The following is a 13,964-nucleotide window of genomic DNA, read 5'->3' as shown; positions in this document are numbered from 1 at the left end:
CCGGACTTACGCCGCCGCCTTCTTCGCCTTCGCATCCCGGATCGCGGCCCACACCTTTTCCGGCGTCAGCGGCGTCTGCAGATTGGTGATGCCCAGCTCGAATAGCGCGTCCATGACGCCGTTGGTGACGCAGGGCGGGCCGCCGATGGCGCCGGATTCGCCGCAGCCCTTGGCGCCCAGCGGGTTGGTCTTGCAGGGGGCGGAATCGTCGAGCGTGACGGCGATCGGCGGCACGTCGTCGGCGCGCGGGATGCAGTAGTCCTGATAGGTCGCGGTCAGCAGCTGGCCGTCGGCATCATAGGCGACGTTCTCGTACAGCGCCTGGCCGATGCCCTGCGCGACGCCGCCATGGATCTGGCCGGCGACCAGCATCGGGTTGACCGCAACGCCGACGTCGTCGACCGTGGTGTAGCGCACCACGCGGCTGATGCCGGTGTCCGGATCGATCTCGACCTCGCAGATATGCGTGCCGTTCGGCCAGCTCGGCCCGTCGACCTCGCCCTCGCTGTCGACCGACAGCTTGGCGCCCTGCTCCTTCTGCGCGATGTCGAACAGGCTGATGCGGCGATCGGTGCCGACGACGGTGAGGACGCCGTCGCGATATTCGATGTCCTCGACCGCGGTCTCCAAGAGGTTCGAGGCCTTCTCGCGCGCCTTGGTGATCAGGTCGTTCGACGACACCGCCACCGCGGTGCCGCCGACGAACAGCGAGCGCGAGCCGACGCTGCCGAAGCCGGTGGCGAGATCGGTGTCGCCCTGCACGACGTCGATCTTGTCGAGCGGGATGCCGAGCGTGTCCGAGATCATCTGCGTGTAGGTGGTCTGCAGGCCCTGCCCCATCGCCATGGTGCCGGAATGCAGGATGACGCGGCCCTCGGAGGTCGCGTGCAACGACACCTTCTCGGTGTGGGCGCGGCCGCCGGTCCATTCGATATAGCTGGTCAGGCCGCGGCCATAGAGCATGCCGCGCTTCCTGGCTTCGCGCTTGCGCGCGTTGAAGCCGTCCCAGTCCGCGAGCTTGGCGGCGCGCTCCAGCATGTGGGCGAAGGCGCCGGAATCATACACCTGGCCGACGGCGTTGGTGTAGGGCAGCTGCGCCGGCTTGATGTAGTTGGCCTTGCGGATGGTGCGCGGATCGATGCCGATCTGGCGCGCCGCGGTGTCGAACAGGCGCTCGACGATGAACACCGCCTCGGGACGGCCCGCGCCGCGATAGGCGCCGACGGGTGCAGTGTGCGTCATCACCGTCTTGATCTCGAAATGCACCAGCGGCAGGTCGTAGACGCCGGTCTGCACGAACGGGCCGAGCACCAGCGGGATGATGTTGGCCGCGCCCGACGAATAGGCGCCGGTGGCGCCGATCGAGCGCACGCGATAAGCCAGCACCTTGCCCTTGGCATCGAGTGCGAACTCCGCGGTCGAGGTCAGGTCGCGGCCATGGGTGCCGCCGACGAACTCGTCGGTGCGCTCGGCGCGCCAGCGGATCTTCTTCGACAGCTTGGTCGCGGCATAGGCGACGATGCCGTCCTCCGGATAGAGATTGGTCTTCTGGCCGAAGCCGCCGCCGATGTCGCCGACCAGCACGCGGATGCTCTCCTTCGGCCGCTTCAGCACGGCGTCGGCGAGCACGTCGCGGGTCGAGGCCGGCGTCTGCGACTGCACATACAAGAGGAGACGGCCGGTCTTCTTCTCGATCTCGGCAATGGTCGAACGCGGCTCCATCGCGGAGGGCACCAGGCGCTGACTGGTGATGTCGAGCGACACCTTGTGCGGGGCGCTGGCGAAGGCCTCCTCGACCTTGGCGGCATCGCCATAGCTCATCGCCGCGACGATGTTGTCGGGCGCCTCGGCCCACACCGCGGGCGCGCCGGGCTCGAGCGCCTTCACCGGATCGGTCACCGCCGGCAGCACCTCGTAGTCGACGACGATCGCCTCAGCCGCCTCCTGCGCGATCACGCGCGAGGTGGCGACCACGGCCGCGACCGCCTCGCCGGTGTAGCGCACGACTTCATGCGCGAGCAGGCGACGCGGCGGCACCGTCATCGGCTTGCCGTCGGGACGCTTGAAAATCGCCAGCGTCGGGATGCTGCCGATGTCGTCCGCCACGAGATCGGTGCCGGTGTAGATCGCCTCCACGCCGGCGATCTCGCGCGCGGCGGCGGTGTCGATCGACAGGATCCTGGCATGGGCATGCGGCGAGCGCAGGACGTAGAGCCAGAGCGCGCCGTCTTCCGGCTTGTCGTCGATGAACTGCCCCTTCCCGGTCAGCAGCCGCTGATCCTCGAGCCGCTTCACGGGCTGGCCCGCACCGAACCGCATATTGTTGGGAAGAATGTTCATCCGGGAATCCTTGGCAAGTTCAATGTAATTGCATGGGGTTTTAGCGGATTTGCCGCCCGACACAACCACCGCCGTGACGCTGCGGGGTCCTCGCAGACGAGGATCCAAGCTTGAGTTCAGCTCTTTCCACACCGTCATGGCCGGGCTCGTCCCGGCCATCCACGTCGTTCGACATGCGCGGAAGGACGTGGATGCCCGGGACAAGCCCGGGCATGACGACGTGGAGGAAGACGGACAAAAACTCTTCAAACCCGCCTGACGGCGAGGACACGGCGTATGGATTCCGGGCTCAGCCCTGCGGGCTGCCCCGGAATGACGCATCGAAAGACCGAAGCAAGCGCTCACCCCAGGCTGTACAGCACCTCTTCGACGACCCTGCGCTGCTCCGACGTCAGCGCGGCCTGCGGCGGCACGGGGTCGCCGACATCGTAGCCCTGGATCGACAGGCCCGCCTTGATGCAGGCGGCGAGGTTGAAGCGGGCGAAGGCCTCGTTGACGCGCCATAGCTTCCTTTGCAGCATCATCGCGTCGTCCCAGCACGACGCCTTGCAGAGATTGTAGAGCTCCACGCTCTGGCGCGGGATGATGCAGGCGGGTCCGGCCATCCAGCCGTGACCGCCGATCATCATCACGGCTGCCGGGATATGCGAGGACGCCGCGAACACCTTGATGGCATCGCCGCAGCGATTGATGATCGACAGCAGCCGGCCCGTGTTTGTCGAGGCGTCCTTGATGTAGTTGATGCGCGGGTGCTCGGCGAGATCGGCGATCACGTCGAGCGACAGGTCCGAGCGCTGGAATTGCGGATTGGTGTAGATCACGACGGGAACGTCGACCGCGTCGGCGATGGCGCGGAAATAGGCCTCCACGCCGGCATCATTGACCGGGAAATAGGCCTCCAGCACTGCCAGGATGCCGCTCGCGCCGCGCGCCTGATACGCCTTGGCCTGCGCCACGGCGTCGGCAATGGCGGTCGAGGCCACGCCGGCGATGACGGGAACGCGGCCGCGCGCGGCATCGATCGTCGCCTCGACCACAGTCATGCGCTGGGCGCGGTCGAGATAGGCAAACTCGCCGGTCGAACCGAGCGGCGTCAGCCCGTGCACGCCGGCATGGATCAGGTCGTCGCACAGCCGCCCCAGCACATCGGTGCGGATCGTGCCATCGGCGCTGATCGGGGTCGCGAGGTAGGGAAAGACACCATGAAAATCAGTCATGAGGTCGGTATAGCGGCCCTGCCGGCGCATCTGCAAGCCGAGCGCCACGTGGCCTGATCCGGGAAGGCGCCAACCGCAGCCGGCCCGATCCGAGCCTCAGGCCCGGAACTCACACCAGCGCTGGCGGGCGATACGCTCGCGGGGCAATCAGTTAGCAGCCGCGTTAAACGCTGCTTCAAACTTTTTCTTCACCATGACGCAAGTCCTCGGTCATCGCGATGAGTTTGCGATCCGCAATCGAAGATTGCGTAGCGCTCGGTGGCGAAAAACGGGCGTGATGGTGCCAAAGGCGGCAGAAATGGCTACCGACTTCGCCATTTTCAGTCATTTTTCCGCCGGATTGGCGCATCATCATGCCAAGTGGAAAGAGTTAGTTCGAGTGCTCCAGCGTAAATTCGAGCGTAAATTCGCGGTGGGATTTTCGATCGGAGACGAGGGAAACCTGCAGCGAGTGCGGCCATGAAGACGCTTTACGATTTACTCGGAGCTCTTCCGGACGATGACGCTGAGGACATCCGCGCCGCCTTCCGCAAGGCGGTCAAGGAGAGTCATCCCGACGTCAATCCCGGAGATCCCGACGCCGCGTTGCGGTTTCGCCAGATCATTCGCGCCCACGATATCCTCGGCGACAAGGAGCAGCGCACGGCCTATGACCGGCTGCTCGGCGCCGCCCGCGACGAGCACCAGCAGGACAACAAGCTCGCCGTCGCCGCCAAGGTGCACAAGGTCGCTTCCGGCGTAATGGCGCTGGCCGGCGCCTCGGCCGTGGCGCTCACCGGCTATCTGCTGTTCACCCACATGTCGTCGGCCTCGGTCGCCCCGCTCAAGCCGGTCGTGGTCGCGACCAACAAGCTCAAGCCGTCCGAGGTGCCGGCCAAGCCGATCGAAACCGCCGCCGTGATGCCCGAGGCGGTGACCGTGGGCGAGGCGCCGGCCAATGCCGGCGGCGAGCCGGCGGCCAGTGTCGCGGGCGGCAACGCTGCGGCGGCCGTGGACCCGGCCACGGCGCGGGCCGGCAAGGCCGATGCGGCCAATTCGGCCGATCAGGATCATGCGCCATGTGCCGCCGGCGCCACCGCGCCCTGCGCGGCGGAGGCCGTGCTGCCAGGCGGCACGCCTTCGAGCGAGGCCCAGGCGCGGCATGATCGCGGCATGGCCGCCTTCCAGAAAGGCGACTTTGCGGCGGCGCTGGCCGATCTCGACGCGGCGATCCAGCTCGATCCGCGCTATCAGGACGCCTATATCGACCGCGGCATCGTGTTCTACCGGTTGCGCAAGTTCGACCGCGCCTTCGCCGACGTCGCCGCCGCCAAGCGGATCGACAAGGCCAACCGCGCCGTTCTGGATGCAATGGCCAAGCGGCAGCCGCTGCGCCCGCTGAAGCTCGACCCGCCCAAGGCCGAGGCGAAGGCGGACGTGAAGCCGGAGGCGCCCAAGGCCGAGGCCCCGCGGGTGGCCGCCGCAGCGCCGCTCCCGGCGCGGCTGTCGACGGCGACACCGGCCTATGCCACCAGCGATCCCAGCCGGGCACCCTGAGCGATTGACGAAGCTTTAAGGTAATCGTGAAGCTCCGTCCGCGCGAACAGTCCTCGCCCATCAACTGTTAGCAAAGGTGTCCCATGGTGGCGTCATGGGACATGGGCTGCTTTCGACCTTCATTCATCCGAATCCGGCGATCCGGCGCGAGCTGGTCGATCTGCTGTACACGTCCCTGCCTCAGGTCATGTCGATCAACGCCGCCGCCATCACCGGTTCGGTGACGCTGGCGATCCTGCATCGCGACCCCGGCTACATCGCCATTGCCATTGCGATCATCGTCAACGCCGTGGGGCGCGTGGTCAGCCTGCTGCGCTACAAGCAATATGCCGCGCGGCTGTCCGACCGCGACGTGATCCTGTGGGAAAAGGTCTACGCCGCCGGCGCCGCCGCCTTCGGTCTCGCGCTTGGCGCCCTCACCTTCCGCGCGTTCCAGCTCAATGATGCGCCGGGCGCCTGGATCGCGTTCGGCCTGTCGATGTCCTATTGCGTCGGCATGGTGTCGCGCGCGGCGATCCGCCCCTGGGTGGTGCTGAGCGCCACCGCCGTACTGTTCGCCCCGACCTTGATCGCCGGCCTGATGCGTCCCGAGCTGCCCTATCAGCTCGGCGCCGCGATGCTGGTGCTGTTCTGGTTCTCGATCCGCGAGGCGTCGCGCCATCTCAGCACCGCCTTCATCGAACGGCTGGAGGCCAAGCACGCGCTGGCGCGCCAGGCCAACCACGACTTCCTCACCGGGCTGCCAAATCGCGCGGCGTTCCTCGCTGCGCTGGAAGCTGCCACCGGCAGCGTCGCGATCATCGCCATCGATCTCGACGGCTTCAAGCCCGTCAACGACCGCCACGGCCATCATGCCGGCGACGACCTGCTGCGCCAGGTCGCGGGCCGGCTGTCGAGCTGCGTCGGATCTGACGGCCTGGCCGCGCGGTTCGGCGGCGACGAGTTCATGCTGCTGAAGCCGGTCGCGGGCGGCGCGCAGGCGCGCGACGAGGCCTTGCTGCTGGCGCGCGAGGCGGTCCGCGCGCTGTCGATGCCGTTCCTGCTGTCGGATATTCCCGTCATCATCGGCGCCAGCGCCGGCCTGCTCGTCAATGATTGCCCGCTCACGGATGACGCGGTCGACGACCTGCTACGCCAGGTCGACAGCGCGCTGTATGCCGCCAAGCGTGCCGGCGGCGGCGGCTGCACCTGGGTGGACGCCGACACTGGCGCGCTGCGCCAGGCCGGCTGAGCTTTCAGGTCGATTTCAGGACACGATCACGCCGCGCAGCAGCGCGTCGATCTCCGCCTCGTCGAGCTCGCCCTCGCGACCGATCAGCACGAGCTGCGCGGTCAGGCCATCGGGCGGCGCCACCGGCGAAGGCGCCAGCGTGCCGCGCGTCGCGACCGACTGGAACAGGATCGGCTGGTTGGGATGCTCGGTGAACGACAGCACGCCCTTGATGCGCAGCGTGCGCGGCGCGAGCCGGCCGATCACCTCCTGGAAGCGCGCCAGCGACAGCGGCGCCTGTGACGTCCAGGTCATCGTCGCGAATGGCTCGGCGGCGGCGGGGAGCTGCGGCGGCAATATGCGCGGCGCGCGGATGTCGCGGCTGAACAGCAGGTCCGGCGCGACGGCGCCGTGCGCGATCTCGAAGATCGCGGATTGCGGTTTGAAGCGGCCGACGATGCTCCTGACCGCATCGAGCGCGGCGCGGTCGAGCAGATCGGCCTTGCTCAGCAGCACGAAGTCCGCGGCGCGCAATTGCGAGCGCCACAGCGCCTCCTGCTCCAGCTCGGGCTCGTCATGCAGCCGCTGCGGATCAACCAAGGTCACCACCGTCTCGAGCGGCGCGACCTTGAAGATCACGGGGTCCATCAAACTGCGGATGATCTCGGCGGGATCGGAGATGCCCGACGTCTCGATCGCGATCGCATCCGGCGCCGGGTCGCGCTTGATGACGGAGGAGAGCGTGCGCAGCAGGTCGCCCTGCAGCGAGCAGCAGATGCAGCCGTTCTTCAGGCTGATGACTTCCTCGGTCACCGTACCGAGCAGCTGCGCGTCGATGTCGACCGCGCCGAAATCGTTGACGATGGCGGCGATCCGCCGGCCGCCGGGATCGGCGAGCAGATGGTTCAGCAACGTCGTCTTGCCGGCGCCGAGCGCGCCGGCGACCAGCAGGACCGGGACGATCATGACAGCACGGGCCGGCGCACCGCGCGTCCCGGCCGCGCATCGCGCACGAGATCGCCGTCGCTGATGACGGCCGCGCCGTTGACGAGCAGATGCCTGACGCCTTCCGATGCCCGGTTCATGTTGAGGAAGTCGGCGCGGTCGCGCAAGCTCTCGAGATCGAGCACGGCGATGTCAGCGTCGCAGCCGGCCTGCAGCCGGCCCTTCTTGCGCATCGCGGGCGTCGATGTCTCCAGGATCTGCGCCGGGATCAGCGTGCACTTGGCAATGCCGTCCATCAGCGACACCGTCTTGCGGTCCAGCACCCATTCGCGCAGGAATTTCGTGAAGGTCGCCGATGAGCGCGGATGCGACACGGCGTCATCAGGCAGCGGCCACGCGTCGCCGGTGTAGTCGGTGCCGTTGGCCAGAATCCACGGCATCGCATCGGAGGCGATGGCGCCGCCCGGAAACAGCACGGAGACGTCGAGCAGGTCGCGGTGGCGCTGGTTGACGGCAACGTCGAGGAAATGGATCAGCACCAGCGCGCCGGGATCCTCCTGCTGCCGTTGCAACAGCTCGTCGCGGCTGCCCAGGCGATGCCGCTCGGCCACCATCTCGATGGCGTCATAGCCGGTGCCCATGCGCTGGCAGAAGGCGGGATCGGCGAAGAAGCCGGCGCCGACCACGGTCGAGCCGGTGCCGTAGGGATAGGCCTCCGTCGTGACCTTGAGGCCCTGCTTCTGCGCGGTCTGCACCAGCTCGGCGCAGCGCTCGACGTCCTGCAGGCTGGTGCTGTTGAAGTGGCAGATGTGCATGTGCGCGCCGGTCGAGCCGGCCAGGCCGATCAGCCGTGTATAGGCGTCGACCGAGCTGCGCGGGTCGACGTTCGACATGTAGGCGATGTGGGTGTAGGTCGGCACGTCCTGCTTCGCCGCGAGGCTGCACAGCTCGGACAGCTCCTTCATGCCGGTGCCCGGCGCATAGGCGTTCGGGAAGGCGATGCCGAGGCCGCCCTGGTCGAGCGCCTGCCTGGTGCGCTCGACGATCTCCGCGGTCTCGGCCGGTGTCGCGGCCTCCTCGACCCAGCGCTTGTCGCGCATCGCCTCGCCCATGCCGCCGATGGTCGAGGCGGTCTGCTGCGTCGTCATCGTCGCGATGCGCGCGAACACCCAGCCCGCGGCCGCGCCATAGTTGAGCGTGCGGCCGATCGCCTCCTGCTCATCATACCAACGCGCCACCGGCAGCACGCCGACCTCGAGCTCCAGTGTCGTGGTGACGCCGTCGAACGCCTGCATGCGATCCGCCGGCAACGACTGGCCGTGCGCGTGCAGATCGATGAAGCCGGGCACGACCGCGAGGCCCGCCGCGTCGATCACCCGATCAGCCGCACTGCCGACATCGCCGACCGCGGCGATCGCGCCATCCTTGATGGCGACATCGGCGGTGGCATCGAGCTTGGTTTCCGGGTCGAGCACACGCCCGCCGCGAATGATCAGATCGTAGTGAGGCATGAAATCAGCTGGGCCCGTGAAGTGGAACTACTGAAAGCCCTAACACAGATGCGCGGCAATGAGAACGCGGCCGGAGAGATCGATGCGCGCCGAGCCATGCGTCGCGCACCTATCAGTTCGTCCCTGCGGCCGCGCTCTTCCCCTGACGCAACGGATGGGTCAGGATCGGGGCGACACAGGAGACACCGAATGGCTTCGTCCAGCCACCGCATCGCCGACTTCACCTGCGAGAAGCAGCCCGCGACCGGCTCGCGCGGCATGGTGGTGACCAACCACCCGCTGGCTTCCAGCGCCGGCGCCGAGATGCTGATGCGCGGCGGCAATGCGATCGATGCCGCCATCGCGGCGCTGTTCGCGCTGACGGTGGTCGAACCGATGATGGTCGGCATTCTCGGCGGCGGCCTGTCGCACATCCGGCTCGCCGATGGCCGCCACATCGTGCTCGACGGATTGAGCACCGCGCCAGGGCGCGCCACGGCGGACATGTACGATCCCGTCTCGGACGAGATCGCGCTGGCCCGCGAGACGCGCGACCGCCGCAACGCGGTCGGCGCCTTGGCCGTCGCGGTGCCCGGCGCGCTGAAAGGCTGGTGCGAGGCGCTGACGCGGTTCGGCCGGCGACCGCTGCACGAGGTGATGGCGCCCGCGATCCGGCTCGCCGAGCACGGCTTCATCGCAAGCGCCTATCTCAACGACTGCGTCCGGCAGGTCGCGAGCGATCTCGCCCGCGATCCGAATCTGTCGGCGCTTTTCCTCCCAGGCGGCGAGCCGATCAAAGCGGGCGCGCGCGTGATCCAGGCCGACTACGCGGCGACGCTGCGGCTGATCGCCGAGCACGGGCCGGATGCGCTCTACGATGGACCGCTCGGGGCCGCGCTCGCCAACGACATGACCGGCCAAGGCGGCCTGATCGATCTCGCCGACCTCAAAGCCTATCGCGTGATCGAGCGGGAGCCCATTCGCGGCTCCTATCGCGGTTATGACATCCTCGGTCCGCCGCCGCCCTCCTCGTCCGGCGTGCACGTCGCGCAGATGCTCAACATCCTCGAAGGCTTCGACGTCTGCGCGCTCGGCTTCGGCTCGGCCGACGGCGCGCATCTGCTCGCCGAAGCCCTGAAGATCGCCTTCGCCGACCGCGCCGTCGCGACTGCAGATCCGGCCTTCGTCGACGTGCCGGTCGAACGCCTGACGTCGAAGTCGTACGCGGCCGAGCGGCGCGCGGAAATCGACATGGCCAGGGCCACGAGCTTCGGTCCGGGGCTTTCGCCCACCGAATCCGCCAACACCACCCATGTCACGGTGGCAGACGCGGAGGGCAACGTCGTCGCCGCGACTCAGACCATCAACGGCCTGTTCGGCGCCTGCGTGCAGATCCCCGGCACCGGCATGACCGCCAACAACTACATGTACAATTTCGATCCGCATCCCGGCCGCGCACTGTCGATCGCTCCCGGCAAGCGCGTCTTCACCTCGATGGCGCCGATGATGGCGCTGCGCGACGGACGCTTGCGCTACGCGCTCGGCCTGCCCGGCGGCCTGCGGATCTTCCCCTCGGCGTTCCAGGCGCTGGTCAACCTCATTGACCACGGCATGACACTGCAGGAGGCGGTCGAGGCGCCGCGGCTGTGGACGCAGGGCGGCGTGCTCGAGCTCGAGCCGGCCTTTCCGGACGACGTTGCGAACGCCCTCGCCGCGCGCGGCCATGTCATCAAGCATGAGCCGGTCGTCGCCGGCGGCATGAACGCGATCGCGTTCGGCGACGACGGCATCATGACGGGCGCCGCGTGCTGGCGCGCCGACGGCACCCCGATCGCGATCTCCGGCGGCCGCGCCCGCGCCGGGATGCGGTTCGCGATCGCGTGAGGTTCTAGGTCAGCGGCTGCATCACCTGCCACCGGACGCCTCTCTCCATCGTCATTGCGAGGAGCGCAGCGACGAAGCAATCCAGGGCCACGCATGCGGCCCCTGGATTGCTTCGCTGAGCTCGCAATGACGTCGTGGAGAGACCCCGGCCGCTCCTTCACGGTCCGGTGGCGGTGCCGCCGGCTTTCGCTCCTCATGGTGAGGAGCGCCGAAGGCGCGTCTCGAACCATGAGGCCCGCGCTGTGGCCTCGGCCTTCGAGACGCCCGCCTTCGGCGTGCTCCTCAGGGCGCGGAGTTCCCCATGAAGCTCGTCAGCTCACCGCTGCCGCATCATCCGCGCGATCGCCTCGCCGATCACCACCGTGGTGAAATGCGTGTTGGCGCGGCAGTCGGATGGCATGATCGAGGCGTCGGCGACGCGCAGGCCGGTGATGCCCTTCACGGTGCCGTCCGGATTGACGACGCCATCGGCGTCGTCAAAAGCGCTCATGCGGCAGGTGCCCGCTGCATGCTGGATGTCGCCGGTGATCTGACGCAACAACGCATCGAGCTCGGCATCCGGCAGCGCGGCCGCTTGCGGCAAGGTGAGTGTCGTATCGCCGAGGCGGATCCAGTCCGCGGCTTCCTGCAGTGCCGGCTGCGTCGTGATCACGGCCAGTCGCTTCACCGCATCGCGCATCCGCGCGATGTCGCGGACATCAGCGAGCATGTTCTCCTCCACGATCGGATCGACGGTCGGATCGGTCGAGGCAAGCTTCAACGTCCCGCGCGAGAACGCGTTGAACAGGCCGGCGCCGATCGCGCCGGGCACGCCGATGCCGCGGTGGTTGAACGCGATCAGGATCATGTCGCGCTTGCCGCCTTCGGCGAGCCCCGACGAATAGGTGACGCAGCAATTGGTGTGCCGGGTGTCGCGATCGGTCGGACGCAGCTCCTCGCGCAGCTGGATCGTGGTGCGGAACAGCGGATGGTCGAAGAAGTGCCGGCCGACGGGAAGATCGCGCTCGACCGCGACACCCATCGCCTGCAGATCGGCCGCAGGCCCGATGCCCGAGCGCAGCAGGATCGCCGGGCTGTGGATGGCGCCGGCGCACAGCACGATCTCGCACGCGGCGATCTCCTTGATGCCCTCGCCTTCGAGATGCACGCGCACGCCGGTGACACGGCCATCGCTGATCAGCAGACGATCGACCGGCGCGCGACCACGAATCTCCAGATTGGGACGTCCGCGCGCCGGCTCCAGATAGCCTTCGTTGGTGGAGATGCGGCGGCTGTCGCGGCTGTTGATCGGGTAGCAGGCGACGCCCTCGCCATCGGGCCCGTTGAGATCGTCGCACCAGGGATAGCCGCTCGCCAACGCCGCATCGCGCAAGGCCCGATCGATCGGGCCCCATTGCTCCGGCGGCGCGCGATACACCGGCAGCGGCCCGCCGCGTCCATGTCCCTCGCGGTCGCCGAAGGCGAGATCATCCTCGATCACCGAGAACAGCGGCATGATTTCCTTGGACGACCATCCGGTGCAGCCGTTCGCGGCCCATTCGTCGAACGCATCGGCGACGCCGCGGATCGCGATCTGGCCGTTCATCATCGAGCTGCCGCCGAGGCCCTTTCCGCGCCAGTAGAAGCGCATCTCCTGCCCGGCCACGCGGCGCGACACCAGCTGCGGCCACTGCCATTTCTCCTGGAAGGCGCGATCATGGATGATCGGAATTGGATTGGAGGTGGCGATCTCCCAGGGCACGTCGGCCGCGCGCCAATCCGCGCCCGCTTCGAGCAGCAGCACCCGCCGGTCGCGATCCTCGGACAGGCGCGCTGCAACGGCGGCACCGGCGGAGCCGCCGCCGACGACAAGGACGTCATACATGGATGGGAGTCTCTCTGGTCTCGGGTATCGAAATCATCGTGCGCACCTTGCGCCAGCGGACGCCGCCCGTGAAGCCCTCGAAAACTCAGGCCACCAGCATGCTCATGCAGAGCTCGGCCGCGCGCTCGGGCACGAGGCAGGACGCGACCGCGATGACCTCGCGCGCCGATTTCCAGGCGCCGCCGCCACCCGCCGGACCATTGGTGTAGAGCGTCTCGACCTCGTTGCCGATGCGGATCGCTTCAGCCATCGTCTCGGTCCGGCCCGCGACACGAAGGCGCACCTCGTAGGGCGCGTGTCCTTCGGCGCGGCCCTCGCCATGCAGCGCGTTCGCGCCGATCAGATCGCAGCGCAGCTCGCTCGTCGCCACGCCCGTCAGCGCCAGCCGCTCCTTCACGACCTCGAGCGCGAGGCGGCCGCGCGCAACCGCGCCCGGACCGGCATAGGAGATCTGCCCTTCACCGATGTAGGAGTCGAGATAGCCCACTGAGGTCTTCAGCAGTCCCGTCTTCGGCTTGCCGCGGCCCCCCCTCACACGGACCCGATCCGGGCCGATCTCCTCCACGGTGACGTCCGAAAAGTCGGCGACGACGTCGGGCTGAAAATACTGCGCGGGATCGTGGATCTCGTAGAGCAGCTGCTCCTTCACCGTCGCCGGCGTGACGCAGCCGCCGGAGCCGGAAACCTTGGTCACGATCAGCTCGCCGTCCTCGCGCACCTCGCCGATCGGGAAGCCGAGCCGTGCCAGATCAGGAACGTCCTTCAACCCGGGGTCCGCAAAATAGCCGCCGGTGATCTGGCCCGCGCATTCCAGGAGATGACCGACCACCGTGCCCTGCCCGAGCCGGTCCCAATCGTCCATCGCCCAGTCGAACTCATGGATCAGAGGTCCGAGAAACAGCGCGGGATCGGCCGCGCGGCCGGTGATCACGACATCGGCGCCGGACGCCAGCGCCTCGGCGATCCCGCGCGCGCCGACATAGGCGTTGGCCGAGACGATGCGATTGCCGAGCCCATGGATCGTGTCGCCGGTGTCGAGCGCGACGTCGGCCGTCTTCAGCTGATCCAACACGTCGTCGCCGGTGACGGCCGCGATCTTGAGGCCGGTCAGCCCGAGTTGACGCGCCAGCGCGCGTGTGGCTTCGGCGGCCGCGATCGGATTCGCCGCGCCCATATTGGTGACGACGCGGATATTGTTGGCGCGGCAGATCGGCAGCACCGCCTGCATGCGCGCAGCGAGCAGCGGATCGTAGCCGGCGGACGGATCCTTCATGCGCGCCTGCTGCGCCAGCGCGATGGTGCGCTCGGCCAGGCATTCGAACACGAGATAATTCAGTCCGCCCTTCTCGGCGAGTTCCACCGCGGGCTCGATGCGGTCTCCGGAATAGCCGGCGCCTGCGCCGATCCTGATGCTGCGCAACGGCTGCTCCTCCCTGCGTCCTGGTTATAGCGAGGATAGCGGCTCTGCTCCGGTGTTG

10 protein-coding genes are annotated in these 13,964 nt (G+C 68.0%); 4 read left to right on the top strand and 6 right to left on the bottom strand.

All coding sequences use genetic code 11. The annotated features are described in order from the left end of the window. Positions 1 to 6: 6 nt before the first annotated feature. Both ACQR0Z_RS06010 and ACQR0Z_RS06005 read right to left on the bottom strand, forming a co-directional pair. A complete protein-coding gene (locus tag ACQR0Z_RS06010) occupies positions 7 to 2,340 on the bottom strand; it encodes a xanthine dehydrogenase family protein molybdopterin-binding subunit (RefSeq protein WP_434917972.1) in 2,334 nt (777 codons plus the stop codon). A gap of 341 nt (positions 2,341 to 2,681) precedes the next feature. Continuing rightward, entirely contained in the window at positions 2,682 to 3,557 is an 876-nt protein-coding gene (locus tag ACQR0Z_RS06005) for a dihydrodipicolinate synthase family protein (protein ID WP_434918036.1), read from the bottom strand. Positions 3,558 to 3,855: 298 nt separating this feature from the next. Between ACQR0Z_RS06005 and ACQR0Z_RS06000 the strand changes: the two genes are divergently transcribed. From ACQR0Z_RS06000 to ACQR0Z_RS05990, 3 genes are all read left to right on the top strand, one after another. Beyond that, complete coding sequence (locus tag ACQR0Z_RS06000; RefSeq protein WP_434917971.1) at positions 3,856 to 4,020, top strand: hypothetical protein; 165 nt, start codon at positions 3,856 to 3,858, stop codon at positions 4,018 to 4,020. Next, on the top strand, positions 4,017 to 5,093 hold the full coding sequence (locus tag ACQR0Z_RS05995) for a DnaJ domain-containing protein (protein WP_434859996.1): 1,077 nt from the start codon (positions 4,017 to 4,019) through the stop codon (positions 5,091 to 5,093). Before ACQR0Z_RS06000 ends, ACQR0Z_RS05995 begins: the two co-directional genes overlap by 4 nt. A gap of 94 nt (positions 5,094 to 5,187) precedes the next feature. Next, positions 5,188 to 6,324, top strand: a complete 1,137-nt coding sequence (locus tag ACQR0Z_RS05990) for a diguanylate cyclase domain-containing protein (RefSeq protein WP_434917970.1) — start codon at positions 5,188 to 5,190, stop codon at positions 6,322 to 6,324. Between the two features lie 15 nt (positions 6,325 to 6,339). Here ACQR0Z_RS05990 and ACQR0Z_RS05985 read toward each other — a convergent pair whose 3' ends face one another. Beyond that, positions 6,340 to 7,269 carry a CobW family GTP-binding protein gene (locus ACQR0Z_RS05985; protein ID WP_434917969.1) on the bottom strand — a complete coding sequence of 310 codons (930 nt, stop codon included), beginning with the start codon at positions 7,267 to 7,269 and terminating at the stop codon, positions 6,340 to 6,342. After that, on the bottom strand, positions 7,266 to 8,759 hold the full coding sequence (locus tag ACQR0Z_RS05980) for an amidohydrolase family protein (RefSeq protein ID WP_434859993.1): 1,494 nt from the start codon (positions 8,757 to 8,759) through the stop codon (positions 7,266 to 7,268). The genes ACQR0Z_RS05985 and ACQR0Z_RS05980 overlap by 4 nt, the downstream gene beginning before the upstream one ends. A 189-nt stretch (positions 8,760 to 8,948) precedes the next feature. Here ACQR0Z_RS05980 and ggt point away from each other — a divergent pair, with 189 nt between their 5' ends. Then, the gene (gene ggt, locus ACQR0Z_RS05975; RefSeq protein ID WP_434917968.1) at positions 8,949 to 10,622 is read left to right on the top strand and encodes a gamma-glutamyltransferase; all 1,674 of its coding nucleotides are present in this window, start codon (positions 8,949 to 8,951) and stop codon (positions 10,620 to 10,622) included. Positions 10,623 to 10,938: 316 nt separating this feature from the next. Here the strand turns inward: ggt and ACQR0Z_RS05970 are convergent, their stop codons facing one another. Together ACQR0Z_RS05970 and ACQR0Z_RS05965 are read right to left on the bottom strand one after the other, a co-directional pair. Beyond that, positions 10,939 to 12,486, bottom strand: a complete 1,548-nt coding sequence (locus ACQR0Z_RS05970; protein WP_434917967.1) for a GMC family oxidoreductase — start codon at positions 12,484 to 12,486, stop codon at positions 10,939 to 10,941. An 85-nt stretch (positions 12,487 to 12,571) separates the two neighbouring features. Continuing rightward, on the bottom strand, positions 12,572 to 13,906 hold the full coding sequence (locus ACQR0Z_RS05965) for an acyclic terpene utilization AtuA family protein (RefSeq protein ID WP_434917966.1): 1,335 nt from the start codon (positions 13,904 to 13,906) through the stop codon (positions 12,572 to 12,574). Positions 13,907 to 13,964 lie beyond the last annotated feature (58 nt).

Origin of the sequence: Bradyrhizobium sp. HKCCYLS3077, assembly GCF_051167555.1 — a bacterium.
GTDB lineage: Bacteria > Pseudomonadota > Alphaproteobacteria > Rhizobiales > Xanthobacteraceae > Bradyrhizobium.
Note: the sequence above shows the minus strand (reverse complement) of the source record. Positions and strands in the feature narration are given on the sequence as shown.